Origin of the sequence: Massilia sp. GCM10023247 (genome assembly GCF_042653325.1) — a bacterium.
In the GTDB taxonomy this organism is placed as follows: domain Bacteria; phylum Pseudomonadota; class Gammaproteobacteria; order Burkholderiales; family Burkholderiaceae_D; genus Telluria.
Window position 1 is genome coordinate 16214 of record NZ_JBHSIB010000017.1, and the last position, 24342, is coordinate 40555.

The 24342-nt window shown below is 67.7% G+C and carries 24 protein-coding genes and 1 riboswitch; of the genes, 11 read left to right on the plus strand and 13 right to left on the minus strand.

All coding sequences use genetic code 11. The features are described 5' to 3' along the window. Nucleotides 1-4 precede the first annotated feature (4 nt). Together ACFPAH_RS14385 and ACFPAH_RS14390 are read left to right on the plus strand one after the other, a co-directional pair. Nucleotides 5-1468 carry an aminotransferase class V-fold PLP-dependent enzyme gene (locus ACFPAH_RS14385; RefSeq protein ID WP_379746627.1) on the plus strand — a complete coding sequence of 488 codons (1464 nt, stop codon included), beginning with the start codon at nt 5-7 and terminating at the stop codon, nt 1466-1468. A gap of 151 nt (nt 1469-1619) precedes the next feature. Continuing rightward, complete coding sequence (locus ACFPAH_RS14390; protein WP_379746629.1) at nt 1620-2306, plus strand: response regulator; 687 nt, start codon at nt 1620-1622, stop codon at nt 2304-2306. Here the strand turns inward: ACFPAH_RS14390 and ACFPAH_RS14395 are convergent. Further along, nucleotides 2276-3097 carry a phosphatase PAP2 family protein gene (locus ACFPAH_RS14395; RefSeq protein ID WP_379746631.1) on the minus strand — a complete coding sequence of 274 codons (822 nt, stop codon included), beginning with the start codon at nt 3095-3097 and terminating at the stop codon, nt 2276-2278. The genes ACFPAH_RS14390 and ACFPAH_RS14395 overlap by 31 nt on opposite strands. Before the next feature lie 196 nt (nt 3098-3293). Here ACFPAH_RS14395 and ACFPAH_RS14400 point away from each other — a divergent pair, with 196 nt between their 5' ends. The 7 genes from ACFPAH_RS14400 to ACFPAH_RS14430 all read left to right on the plus strand — a co-directional run bounded on the left by ACFPAH_RS14400 (nt 3294) and on the right by ACFPAH_RS14430 (nt 9852). Beyond that, complete coding sequence (locus ACFPAH_RS14400) at nt 3294-4538, plus strand: b-glycosidase (RefSeq protein ID WP_379746633.1); 1245 nt, start codon at nt 3294-3296, stop codon at nt 4536-4538. Between the two features lie 169 nt (nt 4539-4707). Beyond that, nucleotides 4708-5379 (plus strand): c-type cytochrome, encoded by a 672-nt coding sequence (locus ACFPAH_RS14405; protein WP_379747011.1) that lies wholly within the window; start codon nt 4708-4710, stop codon nt 5377-5379. A gap of 12 nt (nt 5380-5391) precedes the next feature. Continuing rightward, nucleotides 5392-6687, plus strand: coding sequence for a c-type cytochrome (locus tag ACFPAH_RS14410; RefSeq protein ID WP_379746635.1), 1296 nt, complete (start codon nt 5392-5394; stop codon nt 6685-6687). Nucleotides 6688-6704: 17 nt separating this feature from the next. Then, on the plus strand, nt 6705-6878 hold the full coding sequence (locus tag ACFPAH_RS14415) for a hypothetical protein (RefSeq protein WP_379746637.1): 174 nt from the start codon (nt 6705-6707) through the stop codon (nt 6876-6878). A 1-nt stretch (nt 6879) separates the two neighbouring features. Further along, nucleotides 6880-7443, plus strand: a complete 564-nt coding sequence (locus ACFPAH_RS14420) for a cytochrome C oxidase subunit II (protein ID WP_379746639.1) — start codon at nt 6880-6882, stop codon at nt 7441-7443. Further along, entirely contained in the window at nt 7430-9061 is a 1632-nt protein-coding gene (locus tag ACFPAH_RS14425) for a b(o/a)3-type cytochrome-c oxidase subunit 1 (RefSeq protein WP_379746641.1), read from the plus strand. Before ACFPAH_RS14420 ends, ACFPAH_RS14425 begins: the two co-directional genes overlap by 14 nt. After that, nucleotides 9058-9852, plus strand: coding sequence for a c-type cytochrome (locus ACFPAH_RS14430; RefSeq protein ID WP_379746643.1), 795 nt, complete (start codon nt 9058-9060; stop codon nt 9850-9852). Before ACFPAH_RS14425 ends, ACFPAH_RS14430 begins: the two co-directional genes overlap by 4 nt. Before the next feature lie 34 nt (nt 9853-9886). Here the strand turns inward: ACFPAH_RS14430 and ACFPAH_RS14435 are convergent, their stop codons facing one another. After that, nucleotides 9887-10597, minus strand: a complete 711-nt coding sequence (locus ACFPAH_RS14435) for a hypothetical protein (RefSeq protein ID WP_379746645.1) — start codon at nt 10595-10597, stop codon at nt 9887-9889. Nucleotides 10598-10599: 2 nt separating this feature from the next. Continuing rightward, nucleotides 10600-11475: a MipA/OmpV family protein gene (locus ACFPAH_RS14440; RefSeq protein WP_379746647.1), complete on the minus strand. Its 876-nt coding sequence runs from the start codon at nt 11473-11475 to the stop codon at nt 10600-10602. Between the two features lie 375 nt (nt 11476-11850). On the opposite strand from ACFPAH_RS14440, the gene ACFPAH_RS14445 reads away from it, so the two are divergent. Beyond that, the gene (locus tag ACFPAH_RS14445) at nt 11851-13152 is read left to right on the plus strand and encodes an ATP-binding protein (RefSeq protein WP_379746649.1); all 1302 of its coding nucleotides are present in this window, start codon (nt 11851-11853) and stop codon (nt 13150-13152) included. 140 nt (nt 13153-13292) lie between these two features. Here ACFPAH_RS14445 and ACFPAH_RS14450 read toward each other — a convergent pair whose 3' ends face one another. The 7 genes from ACFPAH_RS14450 to ylqF all read right to left on the minus strand — a co-directional run bounded on the left by ACFPAH_RS14450 (nt 13293) and on the right by ylqF (nt 20588). Beyond that, nucleotides 13293-13622, minus strand: coding sequence for a hypothetical protein (locus ACFPAH_RS14450; RefSeq protein ID WP_379746651.1), 330 nt, complete (start codon nt 13620-13622; stop codon nt 13293-13295). Then, a complete protein-coding gene (locus ACFPAH_RS14455; RefSeq protein ID WP_379746653.1) occupies nt 13619-14284 on the minus strand; it encodes a thiol:disulfide interchange protein DsbA/DsbL in 666 nt (221 codons plus the stop codon). The genes ACFPAH_RS14450 and ACFPAH_RS14455 overlap by 4 nt, the downstream gene beginning before the upstream one ends. A gap of 111 nt (nt 14285-14395) precedes the next feature. Beyond that, nucleotides 14396-15283, minus strand: a complete 888-nt coding sequence (locus ACFPAH_RS14460; protein ID WP_379746655.1) for a cobalamin-binding protein — start codon at nt 15281-15283, stop codon at nt 14396-14398. Next, nucleotides 15280-16086 (minus strand): ABC transporter ATP-binding protein, encoded by an 807-nt coding sequence (locus tag ACFPAH_RS14465; protein ID WP_379746657.1) that lies wholly within the window; start codon nt 16084-16086, stop codon nt 15280-15282. The genes ACFPAH_RS14460 and ACFPAH_RS14465 overlap by 4 nt, the downstream gene beginning before the upstream one ends. An 11-nt stretch (nt 16087-16097) precedes the next feature. Next, nucleotides 16098-17156: a FecCD family ABC transporter permease gene (locus ACFPAH_RS14470; protein WP_379746659.1), complete on the minus strand. Its 1059-nt coding sequence runs from the start codon at nt 17154-17156 to the stop codon at nt 16098-16100. Between the two features lie 12 nt (nt 17157-17168). Continuing rightward, nucleotides 17169-19157, minus strand: coding sequence for a TonB-dependent receptor family protein (locus tag ACFPAH_RS14475; protein ID WP_379746661.1), 1989 nt, complete (start codon nt 19155-19157; stop codon nt 17169-17171). 175 nt (nt 19158-19332) lie between these two features. After that, a riboswitch (cobalamin riboswitch) is annotated at nt 19333-19561 on the minus strand. Between the two features lie 79 nt (nt 19562-19640). Continuing rightward, the gene (gene ylqF / locus ACFPAH_RS14480) at nt 19641-20588 is read right to left on the minus strand and encodes a ribosome biogenesis GTPase YlqF (RefSeq protein ID WP_379746663.1); all 948 of its coding nucleotides are present in this window, start codon (nt 20586-20588) and stop codon (nt 19641-19643) included. A 182-nt stretch (nt 20589-20770) separates the two neighbouring features. Between ylqF and ACFPAH_RS14485 the strand changes: the two genes are divergently transcribed. After that, nucleotides 20771-21016: a hypothetical protein gene (locus tag ACFPAH_RS14485; RefSeq protein WP_379746665.1), complete on the plus strand. Its 246-nt coding sequence runs from the start codon at nt 20771-20773 to the stop codon at nt 21014-21016. Between the two features lie 28 nt (nt 21017-21044). On the opposite strand, the gene ACFPAH_RS14490 is transcribed toward ACFPAH_RS14485, so the two are convergent. The 3 genes from ACFPAH_RS14490 to ACFPAH_RS14500 all read right to left on the minus strand — a co-directional run bounded on the left by ACFPAH_RS14490 (nt 21045) and on the right by ACFPAH_RS14500 (nt 24235). Continuing rightward, on the minus strand, nt 21045-21923 hold the full coding sequence (locus ACFPAH_RS14490; RefSeq protein ID WP_379746667.1) for a hypothetical protein: 879 nt from the start codon (nt 21921-21923) through the stop codon (nt 21045-21047). Nucleotides 21924-22107: 184 nt separating this feature from the next. Continuing rightward, entirely contained in the window at nt 22108-23367 is a 1260-nt protein-coding gene (locus ACFPAH_RS14495) for a choice-of-anchor X domain-containing protein (RefSeq protein WP_379746669.1), read from the minus strand. Then, nucleotides 23357-24235, minus strand: a complete 879-nt coding sequence (locus tag ACFPAH_RS14500) for a hypothetical protein (RefSeq protein WP_379746671.1) — start codon at nt 24233-24235, stop codon at nt 23357-23359. Before ACFPAH_RS14500 ends, ACFPAH_RS14495 begins: the two co-directional genes overlap by 11 nt. Between the last annotated feature and the right edge of the window lie 107 nt (nt 24236-24342).

Here is a 24342-nt window from a genome sequence, read left to right on the forward strand (position 1 = left end):
CACCATGCACAATTCCACCGCGCGCCACGACGATGGCGCTTCTGCCGCACGCACGATCGAGGCCCCTGGACACTGGGGCCGCAACCGGCGCGACTTCCTGCGCATCCTCGGGTCAAGCGCGCTGGCGGCCACGCTCGGCCCGCTGGCCGGCTGCAGCCAGGGCAATGCCAGCAGCCTGATCGACGAGCTGCGCCGGCAGTTGCTGGTCGACGAGCGTTTCTGGGCCGACGTCAACGCGATGTTCCCCCTCAATCCGGCCAAGCGCTTCATGAACGTCGGCACCGCCGGCTCGATGCCGAAGGTCTCGCTCGACCTGTTCGACCAGGAGAACCGCGCCAAGGCAGCCGAGTGCCTGAGCGGCTATACGAACATGCTGGCCGAGCGCACGCAAATCGCTCCCGGCTTCGGCGTCGATCCCGACGAGCTGGCCTTTTCCTACAATACCTCGTCGGGCATGTGCCACGCGATCCTCGGCATCGGGTGGAACCCGGGCGACGTCGTCGTCACCACCAACCACGAGCACCCCGGCGGCGACGTGCCGCTGGCGATCGCCGCCGCGCGCTTCGGCATCGAGATCTCGCGCGTGGCACTCCCGGTCGGCAACAACCAGACGGCGGCCACCTATGTCGCCCTGTTCGACGACCAGGTCCGCGCGCTGAGGACGCAAGGCCGCCGGGTGCGCGCGATGATGTTCTCGGCGCCGACCTACAAGACCGGCACCATGCTGCCGATTCTTGAACTGATGGAAGTGGCCAAGCGGCACGAGCTGATCAGCATCGTCGACGGCGCCCACCTGCCCGGCATGATGGCCTACAACTATGCCGATCTCGGCATGGACTTCATGTCCGGCGCCGGGCACAAGTGGCAATGCGGCCCCGGCTCGACCGGCATCCTGGTGGTGCGCAACAAGATCCGCCCCTCGAATCCGCTGCCGCTGCCGAACTGGTACCCGATCCATACCAGCAGCTGGACGCCGCGCCCGCGCACCACCAACGGCACGGCCACCTGGGACATCGGCTCCGTGATCACCTCGTGCGGCAGCCTGCACACGCCGATGTTCCATGCGTTGGTTTCAAGCTGCGGCGTCTGGGACCAGATCGGGCGCAAGAAGATCGAGACCTACGACCTGACCCTGTCGGCCTACCTCAAGGAACGCATCGCCGAGGTGTGGGGCGTCGATCGCCTGTACTCGCCCAAGGACGATCCGAAGCTGGTCTCGGCGCTGACCTCCTTCAATCCTTTCATGGTGGCCGGCGATGTCCTCAACAGCGCCAAGTCGGGCGAGTTCGTGGCGCGCCTGCTGAGCGACTACAGCCCGGGCTTCGTGGTGCGCAACGTCAACGTGCCGGTGGTCGGGGCGCCGAGCGACCATTACGCGATCCGGATCTCGACCCACCTGTGGACGAGCGTGGACGATATCGACCGGCTGGTGGCGGCCATGTATGACCTGAGCAGGAAGATGGGCTAGCGCGCCGCATGCCCGGCAAAGGCCGCTGCGCGCGGCCTTTGTTTTTTTCGGAACAGCTATTTGTCTCTAAAATGTATCCAACTGTCCCCACAATGTAGGAATGGTTCCCCTGCTCGATTGCATCTATACAATATCGGGTGAGGAGAATGACATGTATCGAGTATTACTGGTTGAAGACGACGCGCGCCTGGCCGAACTCGTCACGGAGTACCTGTCGAACTATGAATTCGCGGTCGAACTGGTCACCCGCGGCGACCAGGCGCTGGCGCGCTTCCAGGCCTGCGCGCCCGACATCGTCGTGCTCGACCTGATGCTGCCGGGCCTGGACGGCATGGTCGTGTGCCGCCAGATCCGCGAACTGTCCGAGGTGCCGATCCTGATCCTGACGGCGCGCGAGGATTCCTACGACGAAGTCTCCGGTCTCGAGCAGGGCGCCGACGATTTCGTCAACAAGCCGGTGCAGCCGCGCGTCCTGCTGGCGCGCCTGCGCGCCCTGCTGCGCCGCACCCAGCCGAAAACCGCGCCCGACAGCAACGAACTCGTGTTCGGCGCGCTGCGCATCGTCGGCGCCGACCGCACCGTGTACTGGCGCGGCGAACTCTGCGTGCTGAGCAATACCGAATACAAGCTGCTGCTGGTGCTGGCCGAGGCCGCCGGGCGCGTGCTGTCGCGCGACGAACTGCTGAAAAAAATGCGCGGCATCGAGTTCGACGGGCTCGACCGCAGCATCGACAACTGCATCTCCAAGCTGCGGCGCAAGTTCGACGACGCCAAGTCGGAAAAGATCAAGACGGTCTGGGGCGAGGGTTACCTGTTCTCGCCCTCGGCCTGGGCCTGAACCGCCGGCGCGGCGCGGCGCCCCGCTCCTGCCTGCACCGCCTGCAGTAACACGACAATCGCCAGCACCAGCGCGCAGGCGACCCACGCCGACCACAGCGTATGGCTCAGGAAATGGGCGCCGCGCATCTGCTGCATCCAGCCGACCGCCAGGCCGAAACCCATGGCCTGGCTCCAGACGCGCCAGGCCCGGCGCGGATCGCCCGGCAGCCACAGCACCACCAGCGACACCAGCCACAGCGCGCTCGATGCGTGGCCGGCCGGGAAGCAGTGGCCCGGCAGCACGCCGGCGGGCAGCGCCTCGAACAGGCGGACATACGGCGCGTCGCCGCCGTAGCGTGCCAGGTCCCACGGGCAGTAGGCATCGCTGCCCTGCTTCAGCAGGCTGATCACGGACGGCACCAGCAGCGCCGACCAGGCGACCACGCGCAGGCGCAGCCGCGCGAGCCCTGCGTCGAGGACGGGCTGGGGCCAGATCGCGTCGAAGGCGGCCGCCGCCATGACGGCCAGCGCCAGCAGGATCAGGCCTGCCTTGAGGATCCGGTGGCTGAAGGTGACGGTCAGCCACGACTCGCGCCACGGGAAAGTGCCGGTGACCTCGTCGAACGCCATGTCGGCCAGGGCGAAGTCGATATTGGTGTAGCGGCCGGCCGCGAAGATCAGCAGCGCCGCCAGCGCCAGGGCGGCAGCGATCCAGAGGGCAGCGCGCTTGCCCAGCAATGGCTGCGCGCGCGCAGGTGCGCTGGCGGCCTCGGCCGTGATGGGGGAATGCCTGTCGAGGAGCTCGTGCATGGTTTTCGTTTCAAGACACGCTGCCGGGAATGGCAGCGCCGGCAGACGATAGCAGGCGCAGCGTTAGGAGCTCGTCAGGCGCCCGTTAAGTTTGCGTAAAACCCCGGCCAGGCCCTCGCCTGCGCGCCGAAAAGCGGACTCGTGGCATCCTGCTGTCTCAACCCGACCAGCAAGACCCACCCGAAAGGAGCCTCGCATGGCACGTCGTCCGGGGATCTTCCCGACCTTTTTCCTGTCCGGCTTCGAATGCTCCAGCTTCCTCTGGCGCGACGGCGTACGGCGCAACCTGGTCCAGGAGACAGGGCACGACCGGCATGCCGCCGAGGATTACCGGATCCTGGCCGAGCTCGGCATCGCCGTGGCCCGCGAAGGCATTCCCTGGCCGATGGTGGACCGCGGCGGCCGGCTCGACTTTTCCATCATCGATCCCTTCATCGAGGCCATGAATGCGGCGAAGATCACGCCGATCTGGGACCTCTGCCACTATGGCTATCCGGACGACCTCGATCCGTTTTCCGACGCCTTCGTCGACCGCTTTGCCGCCTATGCGCGCGCCGCCGCCGCATACGTGCTGCCCAAGGTCCGCGGCCCGCATTTCTTCACGCCGATCAACGAGACCACCTTCTTTTCCTTCTGCGCCGGCGAATGGGGATGGGCAGCGCCCTATGGCTGCAGCCGGCAGGACAGGATGCGCCTGCGGCTGGCGCTGTGCCGGGCCGCGATCGCCGGCGTCAAGGCGATCCGGGAAGTCGACGCCGAGGCGCGCATGGTGCACATCGATCCGCTGGTGCGCGTGGTGGCGCCGCGCGACCGTCCAGACCAAATCGAGGCCGCGCGCCACGAGACCGAGGAGGACACCTTCCTCGCCTGGGACATCATCAGCGGGCGCACCCATCCCGAATTCGGCGGCGCGCCCGAGATCCTCGATATCGTCGGCGCCAACAATTATGCCTTCGGGCAGATGGAATACCGCGAGCACGGCCCGCATGCGGCGCTGCCGCCCGGCGACGAGCGCATCGCGCCGCTGTGCGACATGCTCGAGACGGTCTGGCAGCGCTATCGCAGGCCGATGATCATCGGCGAAACGAGCGGCTTCGGCCGTGGCCGCGCCGACTGGCTGCGCGACGTGATGGGTGAATCGCTGGCGGCGGTGCGGCGCGGCATGGACTTGCAGGGGATCTGCCTGTTCCCCGCGGTCGACATGCCGGACTGGCATACCGGCAAGTGGCTGCACAACGGCATCTGCGACCTGGTCGAGGAAGACGGCGACCTGAAACGGGTGCCGTCCGCGGAGTACGTCGCCGAACTGCGGCGCTGGCAAAAGGAGCTGAACCGGGTCACCCGGCTCGACGAGGATCCCTACAGCGATCCGGTCGAATTGCAGGACGTGATCGATGCCGCGCACCGGCTGGACGTGCAGCCGGACAAGGACTGGTCCTGAGCCGGCATACGCCATGCGTATCCGTGGCGCCGCGTTAACGCTGTGTGCGTCGCGTTCGTAACGGATGTGATAATTTCGTTACCAGTTCGTCTCAAAGACCTTAAGCAGCAGCATACCGTGCGGGGGAGAAGTGAAGATTTCTCTTTGTGCAGCCGTCTTTGTTGCATCGATCGTTCCGGCCGCGGCCCTGGCGCAAGCGGCTGACGCCGACCGGATTCCCGACACGATGGAGGCGCGGATCGCCGCCTGCGTCGGCTGCCACGGCCCGGCCGGGCGCGGCGTCGAGAACGTCTACTTTCCCCGTCTCGCGGGCAAACCCACCGGCTACCTCTACAACCAGCTGGTGGCCTTCCGCGACGGGCGCCGCAAGTATGTTCCGATGAACTACTTGCTGGCCTATCTGCCCGATGCCTACCTCTACAAGATGGCCGAGCACTTCGCGGCCCAGAATCCGCCTCCGCTTGCCCAAGCGCGCGTGAATGCCCCAGCCCAGCAGGTACGCGACGGCCAGCGCATCGTCACCCAGGGCGTGCCGGGCAAGCGCATCCCGGCCTGCGCGGCCTGCCACGGCGCCGACCTGGCCGGGCGCGAACCCGGCATCCCCGGCCTGCTCGGGCTGCGCGCCGATTACGTGAGCGCCCAACTTGGCGCCTGGCGCTACGGCGTGCGTACCGCGCTGGCGCCCGACTGCATGCAGATCATCGCGTCGAGCCTGAGCGAAGCCGAGGTGGCGGCCGTCGCGGCCTACCTGGCCTCGCTTCCGGTGACCACCATCCGGCCGGCAAAACTGGCCGGCGTGCGCCTGCCGCTGGCCTGCGGTAGCCAGCCCCAGCCGAAGTAGGAGGCGCATCCGATGAAAACCACACAACTGTTCAAAGGACTATTGGGCGTGTTGGCGCTGGCCGGGCTGGCGGCGGCGCTGGCGCCGTCCCAGGCGCAGCAGGCGGCGGGCACAGCGCCCAGGCCAGCCGCGAACGCGCAGCAGGCCTTGCTCGAGCGCGGTAAATACCTGGCCCAGGCGGGCGACTGCATTGCCTGCCACACCACCCCGGGCGGCAAGATCTTTTCCGGAAACCGTCCGATGCCGACCCCCTTCGGCACCCTGTACGCACCGAACATCACGCCCGACCCGGAGACCGGCATCGGCAGGTGGACGTCCGAGGATTTCTTCAGGATGATGCGCACCGGACGCTCGCGCAATGGCGAACTGCTTTACCCGGCCATGCCGTTCGCGAACTACACCAAGGTGACCCGTGCCGATACCGACGCCATCTACGCCTACCTGCGCTCGGTGCCGCCGGTCCGCCTCCCGACCCGCCAGCACGACCTGCGTTTTCCGTACAACAACCGCGCCCTGCTGATCGGCTGGCGCACGCTGTATTTCAAGGAGGGGGAATACGTTCCCGACCGCAGCAAGTCGGCCGAATGGAACCGCGGCGCCTACCTGGTCGAGGGGCTCGGCCACTGCTCGATGTGCCACACGCCGATCAACGCGCTCGGCGGCTCGTCGCAGGAACGGGCCTTCCAGGGCGGCCTGATCCCGATGCAGAACTGGTATGCCCCTTCGCTGACGTCGAACAAGGAAGCGGGCCTGGGCACCTGGGACATCCAGGACATCATCGACCTGCTACAGAAAGGCGTCTCGAACCGCGGCACGGTCTACGGCCCGATGGCCGAGGTCACCTTCAACAGCCTGCAGTTCATGACGACCGAAGACGTGCGCGCGATGGCCGTCTACCTGAAGAGCCTGCCGTCCGACCAGCCGGTCGCCAACGACCCGGCGAATGCGCCGGCCCGTGCCAATATCACCCAGCAGTTTACTCAAGGCAAGCGCATCTACGACGCCGAGTGCGCCAGTTGCCATGGCGCCCAGGGGCGCGGCAAGCTGCCGCACTACCCGCCGCTGGCCTCGAACCAGTCGATCACGATGACCTCGGCCGTCAACCCGATCCGCATGGTGCTCAACGGCGGCTATCCGCCCGGTACCCGACGCAATCCGATGCCCTACGGGATGCCGCCCTTTGCCCAGGCCTTGTCGGACGCCGACATCGCGGCGGTGGTGACCTATATCCGCACGGCCTGGGGCAACCGCGGCGCGCCGGTCGGCGTACGCGAAGTCAATGACCTGCGTGCGGCCACCGTCGAATAAGTCACCGAGGAGTGTTCATGATTGTTGAACCGAGAGAAACCGATACCAGCCACGACCAGCAACGGGTCGATGCGGTCGTGGCGCAAGGTCCGCGCGGTGCGTTCGCGGTAGCCGGCCTGGCCGTCGCCCTGGTGCTGGCGATGTGGTTCGCCTTTTATATCTTCGTCTTCCTTGCGCGCGGAGGCGACTGACATGGCGACGGGTCAACATTCCAGCGGCGGCGCCGTTGCACATGCCGCCGAATCGCGCTGGGCGCTGATGGTCGGCGCCATCATCGTTTTCCTGATCGGCATGATCGTCTACATGAGCGTGCACTGGGCCGCCATGCCGCCGGTACGGACCGAGACCATCGACCCCGGCACCCTGCACATTTCCGGCGAGTTCATCGAGTCCAACCTGGGTTCGACGGCCGAGCCGGACGGTTCGGTCACCGTGCGCGTGCTCGCCAACCAGTATTCGTTCACGCCGTCCTGCCTGCTGGTGCCGACCGATACGCCGGTGCATATCCGCGGCACCGCGGCCGACGTGGTCCATGGTTTTTCTATTACCCAAAGCAACGTCAACGTGATGCTGGTGCCGGGCTATATCTCGAATTTCCGCACGAAGTTCGAGAAGACGGGCGAGCACGCGATGCCCTGCCATGAGTACTGCGGCGTCGGCCACGCCGCGATGTGGGCACGGGTCAAGATCATCGACAAGGCCGAGTTCATGCGGCAGGCCGCCGGCGCAAGGAGGGTGAGCTGTGTTGAACAATGACACCCGGCGCCTGGTACTGGCGCACTTCTGGGTCGCCTTCCTTGCCTTCTTCGTCGCCCTGCTGCTGGGCGAGTGGCAGATGTATATCCGCAGTCCCCTGCGCGACTGGATCGGCAACCCCGAACTGTACTACCGCGCCGTCACCGCCCACGGTTCGGCCATGGGCTACGTGTTCCCCACCCTGGTGGCGATGGGGTTCGGCTATGCGATCGTGGAACTGTCGCTGAAACAAAGCCTGGTCGGCAGGCGCTGGGCCTGGATCGGCTTCTTCCTGGTGGTGATCGGCACCGTGACGGCCATGGTGCCGGTGTCGATGGGCCTGGCGACGGTGCTGTACACCTTCTATCCGCCGCTGATCGGCAATGCCTTCTATTACATCGGCGTCGTGCTCGTCGTCGTCGGTTCCTGGATCTGGGTCGCGCTCATGTCGGTCAACCTGCGCGCCTGGAAGGCGGCCCATCCCGGCGAATCGGTGCCCTTGCCGATGTTCGCCAACCTGGCCGGCGCCTACCTGTGGGCCTGGACCTCGCTCGGGGCGGCGATCGAGATCCTGTTCATGATCCTGCCGGTGGCGCTGGGCTTCAAGTCGACCATCGACGCCGGCCTCGCGCGCGTCTTCTTTTCCTGGACCCTGCACGCGATCGTGTATTTCTGGCTGATGCCGGCCTACATTGCCTTCTACACCCTGGTGCCGCGCGCGATCGGCGGGCGCCTCTACAGCGACAGGATGGCGCGCATTTCCTTCATCCTGTTCCTGGTGTTCTCGATGCCGATCGGCGTGCACCACCTGTTCCAGGACCCGCAGGTCGGCTCCGGCGTGAAGTTCCTGCACGCCGTCTTCACCGGCATGGTGTCGATCCCGACGCTGCTGACGATTTTCACGATTACCGCATCGGTCGAGATCGCCGGGCGCCTGCGCGGCGGCAAGGGCGCCTTTGGCTGGCTCAAGGCACTGCCCTGGAACAACCCGATGATGCTGGCGGTCGCGTTTTCCTTCATCCTGCTCGGCTTCGGCGGCGCCGGCGGCCTGATCAACATGAGCTACCAGCTCGACTTCGCGGTCCACAACACGCAATGGATTACGGGCCACTTTCACCTGATCTTCGGCGGCGCCATCGTCATCATGTACTTCGCGCTGGCCTACGACCTGTGGCCGCACCTGACCGGCAAGCAGCTGGCCAGCGGGCGCATGATGCGTACCCAGCTGTGGCTGTGGTTCGTCGGCATGATCGTGCTGACCTTCCCCTGGCACGTGGTGGGCGTGCTCGGCATGCCGCGCCGCATGGCGTATTTTGACTACAGCAATCCCGAGATCGCGCCCCAGGCGGTGGCGGTCATCATTACCTTCATCGGCGGGCTGATGCTGGTGATATCGGGCCTGCTGTTCCTGCTCGTGCTGCTCGGCGGCCATCGCAGTGCGCGCATCACCCTGCCCGAGTTCCGCTTCAGCCAGGCTGCGCACAACGAGGGCAGGCTGCCGGCGGCCCTGAACAGTTACGCGCTGTGGCTCGCGCTGATGATCGGCCTGTCGGTGGTCAACTACGGCTACCCGATCAGCCAGCTCATCACGCTCAAGCAGACCTCGGTCCCCGCGGTGCCGGTCGGGAGCGAGCCATGAGCATGGAAAAAACCTTTTCGTTCAAGAACCGCTGGTTCACCGTCAGCGTGGGCCTGCTGGCGGCGGTCGCACTGATTGCCGCGTTCATCGGCTTCGTGTGGGTGCCGCAGGCGCACGCGCGCACTGCCATGGCCAGCCTGTGGGAAGCCATCTGCAGGGCCGCGGGCGCCCCGGCGCCTTTCCAGCCGGCCGGGCTGCCGGCCGAGCAGCAGACATTCCCGACGAGCGTGATCGTCAATGCGCAGATGATGAAGGATGCGGGCGCCGCCTCGGTCGGCAACGGCGCCACGCTCGCCCTGGCATGCACCATGTGCCATGGCGCGCGCGGCACCAGCCCCGCCGGCACGCCGCACCTGGCCGGGCAGCCGGCATCGTCGACCTACAAGCAGCTGCGCGACTATGCGTCCGGCCACCGCCGAAGCGCCATCATGCAGCCGATGGTCGCCCGCCTGAGCGACCAGGACATGCGCGACCTGGCCGCCTTCTATGCGTCGCAGGAGCGCGAGCGGATCGCCGATATCGCGCCATCGGCCGCATCGACGCCGCGCCTCGTCCGCAATGGCGATCCGATGCGTAGCGTGGGCGCCTGCTCGTCCTGCCACAGCCCGCACGCCGCCCGTCCTGCCACGCCGGTGCTCGAAGGCCTGTCGGAAACCTACCTGCGCGACCAGATGCTGGCCTTCCGTGCAGGCCGCCGCACCAACGATATCAACCGCCAGATGAGGAATGCGGTGCACAAGCTGACCGACGAGGAGATCGCGCAACTGGCCAGCTACTACTCGGCGCGCTAGCCCGGGCCAGCGGCGAGCGCGGCAGCCGTTCTTCCTAGTCGAAGAGCGGCACGATCGCCAGCGGCGGGTTGGCGGTGATCAGTTGCCCGCGCTCGGCGCCGGCGAAGCGGTACACGACCGTCGGGAAGCTGTTGTCGAGGTCGCCGTGGAAGGCGGCGCCGCCGGTCACCGCCAGCGCGACGTCGCTGCCGTCGGCCCGCTGCAGGCGCACGCCGGCCTCCCCTGCCCGCTTGGCGAACACGAAGCGCACGCCGCCGCACTGGCGGTTGCGCAGCGAGCCGTCGCCGTAGCGCGCGAAACCGAGCGCCTGCTCGCAGGCGGCACGCAGCTCGCCATCCTCGTAGACGCCGTCGGCCTGCAGGGCGATCGAAATGCGCGGCCGTACCGTGAAGCTGCCGATCTTACGGCTGAGCACGAGGGCGACGTTCTCGTCGTAGGCGCCCTTCAACAGGGGAAAGGCCGTGCGGCCGAGCGGGTCGAGCGGCAGGTTGACCTGGTTGGTCTTGCCGGCCAGCGTCAGCTGCAGGGCGTCGACGGAAGCGGTCTTGTCCAGCGGCGCGACCTGGAGCTGGCTCTGCAGATAGTTTTTGGGGCCGCCGTATTTTTCGAACACCACCATTGCGCGGTAGGCGTCGCGATAGCTCACCCACTCGCCGGGGCGCACCTGGGCGCCGGCATGGGACGCGAACAGCGGTGCGACCAGCGACAGGACGCAGCAGGCGGTGAGGTGGCGGGCCAGTAGCATCGTCAGAAGCGCCAGGCGATGGCGGTGGAAACCGTCAGGTTGGTCGGCCGCTCGACGAGCGGGCTGCGGCGGGCGTCGCCTTGCAGGCGGCTGGCCTGCACCTGCGAGGTCAGCATCCAGCTCGGCGACAGCGCCCAGTTCCAGCGCGCGCCCAGGTGGACGTCGCGCAGGCCGCCATCGGGCGCATACATCAGGTTGCCGCTATTGATGCTCTCTTCCTCGGTCACGCCGAAAAACGCCCGGTTATGGCTGCGGTTGACCAGCGTCAGCCCGGCGCCCAGGGTGACCCGGTGCTGTGCACCGATGTGCATGGCCAGGCGCTGCAGGCCCAGGTCGAGGCGGCCGCCGTGGCGCGCATTGCCGGCGCCGTACAGGGCGCTGCCGGTGAGGCGCCATGAGGGCGTCAGGTACAGGTTCAGGAAGGCGCCGGCCTGGAGCCGCGCGTCGATCTCGGTCATGCCCGCCAGCCGGTTCTCGGGGAAACCCGCCGGCATGAAAGGCGGCAGGTTGTCCGGCACGGCGCGGATGGCGAAACTGGTGGCCTCGATGCCGCCGGCGGTGTTGCCGGCGCCGGACGCGTCGCGGCCCGGCTGCACCTCGAGCAGCGGACCGAATTCGACCTGCGGTACGCGCGACAGGTGCATGCCGGCGCTCATGCCCGACACGAACACACCATTACTCCATTGGAATTGAATGACCGGCAAGGCAGACGCTTCACGGTCGGCACTGCCCTCGTAGCGCGGCTTGGACGCCACGCCCAGCCCGATATACATGTCGCGGCTGCCGTCCGGCATCGGATTGGACGCCGGCGTCTGGGCGGCGGCGCCCGATGCGGCAGCGCCCGATACAAGGGCAGCGAGGACGAAAAGCTTGGTCATGGTCGGGGTAGCGAAAACGCAGGTGCCAGTATTTTACGTTGAGGCAAGCCCAGCTCCCAAATCTCCTTGCTGCCCTTGTTGTCAACAGCCCCCTCCCCTTGGGGTGGCCCCGCCCTTGGGCCGCCCCCTTGGGCTGCGGCCGGAATAAAAAAGCCCACCGACACTCGCATGCCGAGTGGGCAAACGGAAAATCTGCTGATCAATCCATTGCGACCGATCTTAGTCTGCAAACACGGTCCAGTCCCACCTCAGATGTAGCCAAATTGTCGTGAATTTGTAATACCCGCAGTAAAGTTTGCGCAGCTACAATGTCGGCAGGAGAAAAATGATGTTGCGCATGCGTGAAAAACCAGGACTGACGGCGGGAGGACCGGGGTGAACCGGATTTTCTTCCGCTTTTTCACGCTGGTGATGCTGTCCATTACTGCCGCCACCTTCGTCATCTTCTTCGCGATGAGCCGGCTGTTCGGCGATCCGCTGGAAGACATCGCGCGGCGCCAGGCCTCGGCCCAGATCTTCCTGATCGAGCAATACGTCGACGCGGCGCCGCGCGACGACTGGCTGATCCGCCTGAACCGCGTGCGCGAGGTGTCGGACACGCGCTTCGACCTCGTCATGCTGAACAAGGCGCGTTCGATGCTGCCGGCGTCCAGCCTGGACGCGCTCGACCGCGGCGAGGTCGTGCTCGACGTCGAGGGCAAGGCGTTTTACCGGCGCGTCGACCTCAAGGGCGAGCGCTATATCGGCAGCGAGGCCGAAGTCATCCATGCCCAGGACTTGCCGATCGACGTAGGACTGGCGCTGCAGATGGAGGTGGTGCGCTACGTCATCGTGGCACTGGCGCTGCTGCTGCCTATCCTGCTGTGGTCGCGCTCGCACTGGCAGGGCCTGCAGACGCTGTCGCGGGTGGCCGACGAATTCGGGGCCGGCAAGCTCTCGGTACGGGCGCGCATGCAGCCCTCGAGCAGCATCTACCCGCTGGCCGAGCGGATCGACCACATGGCCGACCGCATCGAAGAGTTGCTGGTGTCGCAGAAGAACCTGCTGCATTCGGTCTCGCACGAGCTGCGCACCCCGATCGCGCGCCTCGAATTCGCGCTCGAACTGTTGGGCGCCAAGGCCAACGACCCGGCACTGCGCAAGCGCATCGCGGCCATGGAAGGCGACCTGTCGGAACTGAACACCCTGGTCAATGAACTGCTCGGCATGGCGCGGCTCGACAGCGGGCAAGCCCTGCAGCGCGAAGCGGTCGACCTGGCCGGCCTGCTGGAGTCGGCCGGGGCGGCGCTGCCGCCGGGCGACGCCGTGCTGGAGATCGACTGCGCGCCCGATGCCGGCACGGTCGAGGCCGATCCGCGCCTGCTGGGGCGGGCGCTGTCGAACCTGCTGCGCAATGCGCAAAAATATGCGGGCGGTACGATCCGCCTGGCGGCGCGGCGCGAAGGCGCGCGCGTGACGATCACGGTCGAGGACGACGGGCCGGGGATCCCGGACGAGGAGCGCGAACGCATTTTCGAGCCCTTCTACCGGCTCGACCGCAGCCGCGACCGGGCGACCGGCGGCTTCGGGCTGGGCCTGTCGATCGTGCGCAAGGCGGTGTTGCTGCACGGCGGGAGCGTGCAGGCGGAGCGCTCCGCCATGGGGGGCGCGCGCTTCGTGGTGAGTTTGCCGCCGTAGGACACGCGCCCTCGGCGCCGCGCACGCGTTCAACCGGCTCCGGCAAGCTTGCGACGATGCATCTGTGCGTTGAACGCGTGGGCGGCGCCAAGGCCGCGGGCTGTCCACGCGCCCGGGTGTAGCCGTCCACCCTACGTTCCCTACCTGCCTTCCTTGCCGGCCACTTCAGGCCGGACGTGCGTAAAGCCGTACCACAGGTGTTCCCACCAGTGGTCGCGCGAGCGCACCGTGTAGAGGCAGGCCTTGTCGATGCCGCCCTTGAAGACCGGGTCCGGACACTTGTTGGTCAGCAGCGCGTAACGCTGGTTCTCTGCATTGACGAGCGCAATGCAGAGCCAGATGACGAGGCCGCCGAAGATCACGGCAAGCGACCAGGCAATGTGGTTCACATTGCTGGTCTCGAACAAGTCCTCTTCACGGGGGCGGGCGCCCTCGTACATTTCGAGGACCTTGCGTTCTACGTCGCTCATTTCGTTGCTGCTGCCTTTGCCACGAGTGCATCGAGCACCTGGAAGTGCGCCTGCAGGATCTGTTTGCCGTCGTTGATCTTGAGCTTCTCGGCGATCAGGCCCGGCGAGGTCTGGTATTTGCCGTCGACGACGATCGTCGGGGTGCCGCTCACCTGGTAGGCTGCCGTCGTTTGCGGCAGGCGGCGCAGCTTGGTCATCACGCCGAACGAATTCCAGACTTTCAGGAATTCGGCGCGGTCGATGCCGTTCTTCGCCACCCAGTCGATGATCTGCTCGTCTTTCATCAGGCGCACGCGCTGGCCGTGGACTGCCTGGAAGATCCGGCTGTGCATCTGGTCGAGCTTGCCCATTGCTTCGAGCGTCAGGAACAGGTGGGCTTCCGGATCGTTCGGGCCCTGGAACGGCAGGTGCACGCGGCGCAGCACGATCTTGTCACCCTGCTTTTTGACCCACTCGTTCAGGCCTGGTTCCAGCATGTTGCAGGCCGGGCAGTGATAAGCGAAGAATTCGATGACTTCGACCTTCTTGCCCACGGTCTGGACCGGCTGCGGTGCGGACAAGGTCACGTACTCGACGCCGTTTTGCGGATTGGTGGGCGAAGCGAAAGCGGTGCTGGCGACCAGGCTGGCGGCGACAAGGGCGAAACGCAGGGAGCGGCGCATATAAATCCTTCTTGTGTAAAAGGTGAAGAAAACGACCGCGAGATTACCACTTTTTCGGCCGGCCTTCGGGGCATGCCCCGTTTTTTTGCAATTGCTTACGACTGTAACGGCTTATTGCGCCGCCGAGCCGCGCCGCGCGCGGGCCAGTTCGAGCCGCTCGCACAGGCGTGCCGCGCCCTCCACGATACGCGGGCCGGCCCGGGTCAGCAATTGTTCGTCGAGCGTGAACAGGTTGTTGCGCTTCACGGCCGTCATGCTGCGGTAGGGCTGCCAGATCGACAGGCCGCGGTCCTGCGGGGTGTAGAGCTGGCCGCCGACGATGGCTTCCGGGTCGCGCTGCACCACCGCCTCGATGCCGACTTGCGGCGCGATGGTCTTGAGCTGCTCGAAGATATTCCGTCCGCCGCACAGCCGGATCGCGTCGCTGGCGATCTGCTCGCCGTTCAGGGTGTACAGCGGATTGTCCCAGGCCTGGTAGAACACGGTGACCGGCGGGCGGCTGGCGTAGCGGGTGCGCAAGGCCGCGACCTCGCTGCGAAACTGCGCGGCCGCCGCCGCCGCTTGCGCCTCGGTGCCGAGCAGGCGGCCGAAGCGCAGCAGGCTGTCCGCCACCCTCTCGAAGCTGCGCGGCTCGCTGTGGAAAACGGGAATCCCGAGGCCCTCCAACTGGGCGATCTGGCGCGCCGTGTTCCCGCTTTGCCAGACGATCAAGAGGTCCGGCTTCATGGCGACCACCCGCTCGAGGTCGATCTGGCTGTTCGAGCCGATCAGCGGGATGGTGCGCGCCGCCTGCGGGTAATCGCTGTAATTCATCGCGCCCACGATGCGCGCGCCGCCGCCGGCCGCGAACAACAGTTCGGTCACGTGCGGGGCCATCGAAATCACGCGCCGGGCCGGCTGGGCCAGCGTGACCTGGCGGCCGCTGTCGTCGACCACGCTGACGGCGGCATTCGCAGCTTGCATGCACAGCGCCAGCAGCGCAAACAGGATCGCTTTCACGGGAGGCTCCGGACAGGATTCGAGCCTGCCGCGCGCGCCGGGGCGGCGGGCAGGAAGATGGTGCGCCCGTCGTGCTCGACGGCGGCGATCGGGTGGCCGAGGCAGGCGCCCAGCAGCTCGGGACGCATCACCTGCGCCACCGGGCCGGCGCGCCAGGCGCCGCCGTTCATCAGCAGCAGCGCGTGGGTGGCGCCGCTCCAGGCCAGGTTCAGGTCGTGGCCGACGCTGACCACCGCCCTGCCCTCGTCCTGCGACAGGCGCGCCAGCAATTCGGTCAGCGCGACCTGGTGCGCCAGGTCGAGCGCGTTGGCCGGCTCGTCGAGCAGCAGCAGCGGCGTGTCCTGGGCCAGCAAGGCGGCGATCGCCACGCGCTGGCGCTCGCCGCCCGAGAGCGTGCGCACGTCGCGCTCGGCCAGGTGCAGCACGTCCAGGGTGCGCAGGGCCGCCTGGGCGGCGGCGTGGTCGTCGCTGCCCTCCCAGTAGCGGTCGGCATGGTAGGGGTGGCGCGCCATCAGGACCGTTTCGATGACGCGGTAGGCGAAGGCGTCGCCGCGCGATTGGGCCAGGTAGGCGCGCTCGCGCGCGAGCGCCGCCAGCGGCCAGGCGGCCAGCGGTTTCCCGGCCAGCAGCACGCTGCCGCCATCGGGCGCGCGCAGGCCGGCCACGGTGCGCAGCAGCGTGCTCTTGCCGGCGCCGTTGGGGCCGATCACGCACCAGCTTTCGCCGGCATTGACGCGCCAGTCCAGGGCCTCGACCAGGGTGCGGCCGTCGGCGTGCAGTCTCAGGCCTTGGGTTTCGAACATCGCAGTAGGCTTCATCGGCGGCGCAGGTGCAATTGGTGGAGCTGGAACAGGAAGACGGGCACGCCGATCAGCGAGGTCAGCACGCCGACCGGCAGTTGCTGGGGCGCGAGCACGGTGCGCGCCAGGGTATCGGCCAGTACCAGGAAGCTGCCGCCGGCCAGGGCCGCGGCGGGCAGCAGGATGCGGTGGTCCGGGCCGAAGGCATGGCGGCAGGCGTGCGGCACCACCAGGCCCACGAAACCGATGCTGCCGCCGGTGGTGACGGCGCAGGCCGTGAGCAGCCCGGAACACACGAACAGGAAGCGGCGCTGCGCCGCGACGTCGACCCCGAGGGTGACGGCGGCGTCGGTGTGCAGCGCCAGGATATTCAAGGCCCGTGCACGGCGCAAGCCGAGCAAGAGCGCCGCTCCCAGCACCAGCCAGGGCAGCAGGCGCCAGGAACTGCCGGCGAGGTCGCCGATCATCCAGAACACCATGCCGCGCAGGCGCGATTCGGGCGCCACCGACAGCATCAGGGTGACCAGCGCCATGCAGGCCGAGGCCAGCACCACGCCGGTCAGCAGCAGCACGCCGGACTCGCCGGTGCGCGCCGCGCCGCCGCGCATGCCGCTCAAATCGCGGCGCGCGAGCAGGTACAGCAGCAGGGAGATGCCGATCGCCCCGCCGAAGGCGCCGAGGTCGACCGCCCACAGGGCGGCGCCGAACAGCAGCGCCGCCAGCGCGCCGACCGCGGCGCCCGCCGACACGCCCAGCACGTAGGGATCGGCCAGCGGGTTGCGCACCAGCGCCTGCATCATGACGCCGGCCAGCGCCAGCGCGGCGCCGGTGACGAAAGCGCTGCTGGCGCGCCCGAGACGCAGGTCGAGCAGGGTCGCCGCCATGCCCTCGGGGGCGCCCTGCGCCAGGCTGGCCAGCGCGGCCGGCACCTCGTGCAGGGCAACCGGCACCGAACCGGCCACCCCCGCCCCCAGCAGCGCCAGCAGCGCGCAGGCGCCGAGGAGCGCCAGCGTGGCGCGCTGGCGCGGACGGGAGGCGGCTGGGAGGAAACTCACGGCATCGGCTCGGGGCATCAGCTCAGTGCATCAGAAGTCGTAGCGCGCCGACAGCTTCAGCTGGCGGCCGTCGCTCGGGTAGATGCCGCTGCGGCAGCCGAAGGCCTGGCTGAAGTACTGGCGGTCGCCCAGGTTCAGGCCGGTGGCGGCGAACTCCCAGGCGCCGACCTTGACCGCGTAGCGGGCGTCGATCGTCGTATAGGAAGGGATGCGCGCGCCGCAGCGGTTGTCGAAGTCGCTGCCGTAGCGCTGGCTCGACACGTACTGGGCACCGATGTCGGCACTATGTCCATTCGCCGGCAGCCAGGCCAGGCGCGCTGTGACGACGTTCTTCGGCACCAGCACCATCTCGCGGCCCGCGTTCGGGCCATCCGTGAACTCGGCCTTCACGTGCTGCAGCTGGCCGGACAGGCGCAGGCTGGCCGGCAGGTCCACCTGGCCTTCGAGCTCGACACCCTGGCGGCGGGTCGGGTCGAGGTTGGTGTTGATGCCGAAGCCGCCCGCCAGGGTCGGGTCGAAGAAGATCTCGTCGCGCAGGCGGTGGCGGAACACGCGCGCCGTCACACGGCCAGCCTCGCTGCCCGCGGTGGCGCCCAACTCGAGGTCGCGCGAGGTCTGCACGTCCAGCACCCCGACGCTCGAGCGGTAGCTGTTCTCGTCGACGTTCGGGATGCGGTAGCTTTCGCCCGCCTTGGCGTGCAGGGTCAGGCCCGGCACCGGATCGATGCTGCCTTCCAGCGACCAGGCGTTCTGCGACTGCCTGCTGCGCTCCTGCGGCACGCTGGCGAACTGGTCGGCGTAATCCTTCTCGAACACCTCGTGGCGCGCGCCGACGGCCAGGCGCGCGTTGTACGCGTCGTTCCACCGCACTTCGTCGCGCAGGTAAAGCGCGCGCGCGTCCTGCTGCGCATCGTTGCGGGTGGTGCCGAAGGCGCTGCCGAAGGTGGAAACGCGTTCCCATTTCAGCAGGTCGACGCCGGCGACGAATTCGTTGAGCATGCCGTCCCTGCGCGCCAGGTGGCGCAGGCGCGGCGAGAACTGGGTCTGGCGGCTGCGGTTGACGACGTCGCTGTTGCCGAATGCGGACTCGTAGTGGCCGATGGTTTCGCGCTCGCGGTGCGACAGTTCGGCCGCCAGCTCGACGCTGCCGATGCGGTGCGCGCCGGACAGGATCACGCGGTCGCTGTCGAGCGAACCGAAGTCGTCCGGGGTCAGGCTCTGGCGCGGGTTGGCCTCGAACTGGGCCAGGGTCAAGGCGCCCGGGAAGCGCGATTCCTGGCGCGCCGATTCGGCGCGCAGGCCGAGGCGGCTGTCGCCCCGGGCCCACTGGACGCCGCCACTGACGGCCTTCTGGCGGAATGCGTTGTTCTCGCGGTAGTTATCCGTGCCCTGGCGGGCGCCGGCCAGGTCGAAGGACAGCGCGCCTTCGCCGTGGCGCAGCGAGACGCGGGCGTCGTGCTGGTCGAAACGGCCGCCTTCGAGACTGGCCGAGCCGTGGTAGCCGGCCTCGGCGCCGCGTTTGGTGATGATGTTGATGACGCCGGCGGTCGCGCCTTCGCCGTACAGCACGCTGCTGCCGCCGCGGTTGATCTCGATGCGCTCCACGGTATCGACCGGAATCGTCGACAGCACCGGTCCCGTCAATTCGTTCTCGTTCATGCGCACGCCGTCGACCAGGATCACCATGTTCTGGCTGCTGTTCGTGCCGAAGCCGCGCAGGTCGAGGCCGAAGTCGGGCGAGCCGTCCAGGCTCTGGCGGCCATACACGCCGCCGATCTTGCGGATCGCCTGGTTCACGTCGGTCGCGCCGGCGCTGCGGATCTGGTCGGCGGTGATGACGGTGGCGCCGACCGCGGGCAGCGCGGCGTCGGCCGGGAAGCGCGCGCCGGTGACGTGGACGGTGGCAAGAGCCTGTTCATCGGCCGAGGCGGCGCCGGCAAACAGGGAGAAGGACAACGCGCAGGCCAGCGCGATCGGCTTGATTGCCGGCGCGCTGCTCGAAACAACAGCAGAGGTCATGATGGTGTTCTTTTGAATGATGTGCACCCGGCCTGCGTCCCCGCAAGCCGGATTCAACGGACGCCGCCTTCTCGGTGCGTCTCACAAGAGCCCAGGGCAAGGCGCATCGTCGAAGACAGTACGCAAGTACGGCGAGACGATGCAACGCCGCCATGGGGTCTTGTGAGACGCGCCGGGCGCGTCCCCCTGTCCTGGCCGGTATCCGGGCTAGCAAGTCGGACCGCCTCACCTTCCTATGCCAAAGCACAGTGGTGTCGAGGCGGCCTGTCGCCGGGGGCGACGCTTGTTTACCGTTGCGGGGGCAGCACACGTTGGCCACGCGCCGGAGGCGCTGGGGCGTCGTGTTTCCCGTTTAACTGCGTATGCGGATGGCGTACGCGGGCACCAGAACGGGGGTGATTATATACGTGACAAGGGAAATGGTCACGGAAGGGTCTTGCGCGAAGCGCCGGTGTTCGTATGTCGCGGTTTCATCGCGTGCTGTCAGGTCCCGCGCTTGCCCCGAGCGGCCTCTTCCGCCTTGGCGGCCGCCTTCTCGGCCGCGATGCGGGCCTTTTCCTCGACCTCGGCCTGGTGCGCGGCAAGGCGCGCGGCGCGGCTCTCCGGGGTCTCCAGGCTGATGCGGCCCAGGGCCCCGCTGCGGTAGTCGTGCAGCAGCACGTGGGCCGCCTTTTCGACATCGAACTCGCCGCCGCGCACGCGGAAACCACGGCGCGCCGCCACGTTCTCGACCACGCCGATGCCGTCCAGGCCCTCGGTCTTGAAGCCGTAGCGCGCCGTCAGCAGCTGCGGATAGCGCTCGAGCAGCACGTCGCCCAGGAAGAAGGCGACCTCCTCCTCGATCAGCGCATTGGTGCCGATCGCGTGGCTGGCGGCAAGCATCAGGCCGTCGCTGGCCATCTCGATCTTGGGCCACATCAGGCCAGGGGTGTCGACCAGCACCGTGTGCTTGTCGAGATACAGCTTTTGCTGGGTCTTGGTCACGGCCGGCTCGTCGCCGACTTTTGCCACGCGCTTTTTCAGCAGCGCGTTCATCAGCGTCGATTTGCCGACGTTCGGAATGCCCATGATCATGATGCGCAGCGGCTTGGTCGGCACGCCGCGGTGCGGGGCGAGCGACAGCGCCAGCGACGGAATACGCGCGACATCGGCCGGCTTCTTGGTCGTCATCGGGTAGGCCGTGACGCCGGGCTGGGCGTCGTAATACGCCTTCCAGGCGGCGGTGGCCTGGGGGTCGGCCAGGTCGATCTTGTTGAGGATCTTCAGCACAGGGCGCTGGCGGAACTTACGCATCCGGTCGACCAGCGGGTTGCAGCTCGCCTCCGGCAGGCGCGCGTCGAGCACCTCGATCACGAGATCGATGAATTCCATCTGCTCCTCCGCCTGCTTCTTGGCGGAGTTCATGTGGCCGGGGAACCATTGTATCGACATGCTGTGCTTTCAAATTTCTGCGAACGAGGCGGTATTTTACGCGGCTATCGGGGCCGGCGTCTGGACGCCGTGTTGCAAAGTTTCCGTTTGGAATTCTTCTGACTTGATTCGTTGCAATATCGACGCATCCTGGACGGGCAGGATGAGGGGACGGCCGCTTGTGGCCGCACAGGCATCACGTCATGGAGAAGATCATGGAAATCGCGCGCAACGTCGAGGTGTGGATCTTTGGGGCTTTCGGCGGACTCGTCCTCGCCGCCTGCCTGGGCGGGCCATCGCAACGGGCCTTGCCGGCGACCCCGGTGAGCGCGGTGGCCGAAACCGAACTGACGCAGCCGCCAGGAGCCCGGCAGCCGGTATATGTGGTGTACGTCACTGGCAAACGCCTGAGCCCGGCCGAGAAGCGCAAGCTTGACCGCGCGGGGTGACTTGTAGGGTGGAGTCCCTGACTCCACCCTACCGTGCCAGCGCTTCCATGTCGCGCCGGACCAGCGAGGTCACCCCGCCCCAGTTGCGGCCCGTATAGTGGCCGTAATCCTCGCCGTCGTCGCGGAACACCACCGAATGGAAGGCCCACTTGGCCCGCCCGCCCTGGTTCGGGCCGGCGCCGGTGGTGAAGTCGTTGCAGAACCAGTCGCCCGGATTGCAGAAGGAGCTGCCGCCGCTGCCCGAGACGCCGCCCGCACTGTGGTAGGCCACGACCTCGTCGTCCTGCCCGGGCAGCGTGAACGAGTACAGCGTGCCGGCGGCGCCGGCGTACATGTAGAACCAGATGTTGCGCGTCTCGTTGTGGTTGTAGAGGGCGCGCGCGGTGGCGACCTTGTGCTCCTGGGCCAGCGGTTCGCTGGTGGTCCAGGAGCCGATGTCGGCCAGCTCGCTGCCGCCGGCCGAGCCTGCCGCAACCCGCACCCATTTGATGTTCCAGCCGCTCTGGGTGGCGCCGCTGCCGGCCGTGCACACGCCGGCCGCGTTCGGCTGGGCATTCGTCACCGGCCTGCTCGAGCCGCCGTAGTTGGCGAGCGTGTAGCCGATGAGCATGTCGCCTGCGCTGTGCACGGCGACATAGCACCAGTTGTTACCGGTACAAAAGCAATCGAGCGCGGAGCGGATGGTGCCGCTTTGCGAGGCCACGCTGCTGCGCCCGTCCCAGTTGACCGCCTTCTTGTTGACGCCGGCCGCCACCGCGCCTGGGCCGAAATAGCTGAAGTCGTTGTAGTTGCCGATCGCGCCGCCGCCGGTGCGGCCGTGGATCCACAAGCTGTAATCGGTGGCGCCGGCCACGCCCGCGGCAAGCAAGGCGGGCAGGCACAGCGCAAGGCGCGCGGAACGTCGCATGGCATCCTCCGTTTATCGAGTGCAGTGGGACCGGGGGACGGCCGACCGCGCATGGCCAAATTTGCGATAACGCTGCCGCTGCGTCAATGCGCTTGCGCGGACGAGTCGCTTGGAGGATACCGAACAGCGGCGCGGCGGCGCTGTCGAAGACGAACGGGCGCCCGAGCGGCGGCGCCCGCCGCCCTTACTTCACCGGTCCGCAGGCGCTTGGCGGCAGCGGCGCGGCCGGGTCGAACTTCGCCAGATCGGCCTGCGCCTGCCTGCGGTCCTTGGCGAACTCGGTGAGATAGCGCTGGCGCTCCTCGCTGCTCCACTCGGTGTCGGCGATGCCCTCCAGCGTGCGCGTGCGGCTGGTCAGCACGGGTCCTTCCAGGCGCGGCATCAGTTCACGGTCGGGATCGGTGTTTTCCTTGAGCAGGTAGCCGTCGACGTCGCGCAGCGTGAGCGGCAACTGCGGCGCGCCGTCGATCATCAGCTTGCCGAAGGCGACCAGCTTGACCTCGTTCGGGCCCGGCCCCAGCACCTCGTTGAAGGTGGCCAGCGCAAACGGCTTGCCGCCGGCGTCGTCGATGCGGCCGGTGATGACGTAGCGTCCCGGCTGGCGCACGTCGACGCGCAGGATGAAGGCGAGCGAACCGTCCTCGATCGCCTCGCGCGGCGCGCCGGCCCACACCGCCGGCGCCTTCGGCGAATGGATCACGTCGAAGATCAGCACGCCGTTCTTGCCGCCGGCCGTGTAGCGCACCTCGGTGCGGATGGTGCCGTGGAACAGCGCCAGTCCCGTCTGGCTGGGCGTGAGCACGGCGGCGAAGGCGCCGTCGCCCGCCACCGGGTCGGCACCGCTGCCGTCGTCGGCAAAGGCCAGCGGCACCTGGGCGGTCGGACGCGCGCCTGTCGGCGTGATCCCGGCCGCGAGCGCGCGCGTGATCACCAGCGGCACCTCCGCCCCGCCGGGCTCGACCGCGCGCAGCGAGAACGCGACCGATTCGCCGGCCGCGAGATACACGCGCGACTGCGAGGTCTGGAGCAGGATGTTGGGGTTGCTGCGCCCCTCGGCGCCGCGCATCGGGTTCATTTCCGTGACCGGGCTGTTGGGATAGGCCTGGTCCGGATTCTGCGCCATCGGCCGCGAAGCGGGCGGGTACTTGCTGCCCTCGCGGTAGCTGCAATAGCTGTGGTCGGCAAGCTGGAAGTTTTCCACCAGTTGCTGGCGCTGCCGGGCGCGGTCCTCGGCCACTGGCGGGCCGGACTGGACCGGCACCTGGCCGAAGAACTGCGGGCCCGGGGCCGCGGCGGCGCCGGCGGCGGCAGGCGCGGCCGCCGGCGGCGTTTCCCGCAAGGCCAGCCAGCCGATCGCCGCCAGCAGCGCGAGCAACGCCAGCAACTTCGCTACCGGCAGCCAGCGGCGCACGGGCTTGCGGGCCGATGGGCGCTCAGAGGGCACTGTTCACCACGGCGTTGCGCACCACCCCGACGATCCCGCCCCAACTGCCGTTGGCGTAGTGGTTATACGCCTCGCCGTCGTCGCGGAAACTCACCGAGTGGTAACTCCACTTGACGCTGCCGCCCTCGTTGGCCGCCGTGCCCAAGCTTAGGTCGTTGCAGAACCAGTCGCTCGGATTGCAGTAGGAGCCGCCGCCGCTGCCGGCCACCCCGCCGGTACTGTGGTAGGCCACGGCCTCGTCGTCCTGGCCCGGCAGGATGCCGGAATAGGCCGTGCCCTTGGCCCCCGCATACATGTAGAACCAGACGTTGCGCGTGGTGTTGTGGTTGTACATCGCGCGCGCGGTGGTGGTCTTCAGGTCCTGCACCAGCGGCTCGGAGGTGGTCCAGGAACCGGCGTCCGACAGCTCGGAGCCGCCGCCCGCGCCCGAGGCGGCGCGCACCCACTTGATGTTCCAGCCGGTCTGGGAAGTGCCGTCCGCATTGCCGCACACGCCGGTCGAGCCGGGCGAGGCGTTCTTCTTCATGCGCGCCGAGCCGCCGTAGTTGGCCAGGGTGTAGCCCATCATCAGGTCGCCGGCGCTGTGGGTCGCCACGTAGCACCAGTTGTTCCCGGTGCAGAAGCAGTCGAGCGCGTCGCGGATCTTGCCGCTTTGCGAAGCGATGCTGCTGCGGCCGTCCCAGTTGACCGATTTCTTGTTGACGCCGGCGGCCGTGGTGCCGGGGCCCCAGTAGGTCCAGCTGTCGTAGTTGCCGACGACGCCACCGCCGGTGCGCCCGTTGATCCACAAGGTGTAGTTTGCCGCCGCGGCAAAGCTCGAGGCCGCCAGCAGGCAGGCCGCCAATACGATCCGTAGTACGTTCTTCACAGTCTCCTCCTTTTTGGTGGACGCCTGCCAAGGGGCCATCGCTGCCGGCAAACGCAGGCGCAGCCGCTTCCTGCGGCTGCGTTCGACTGTATGCCTGAGCTTGCTAC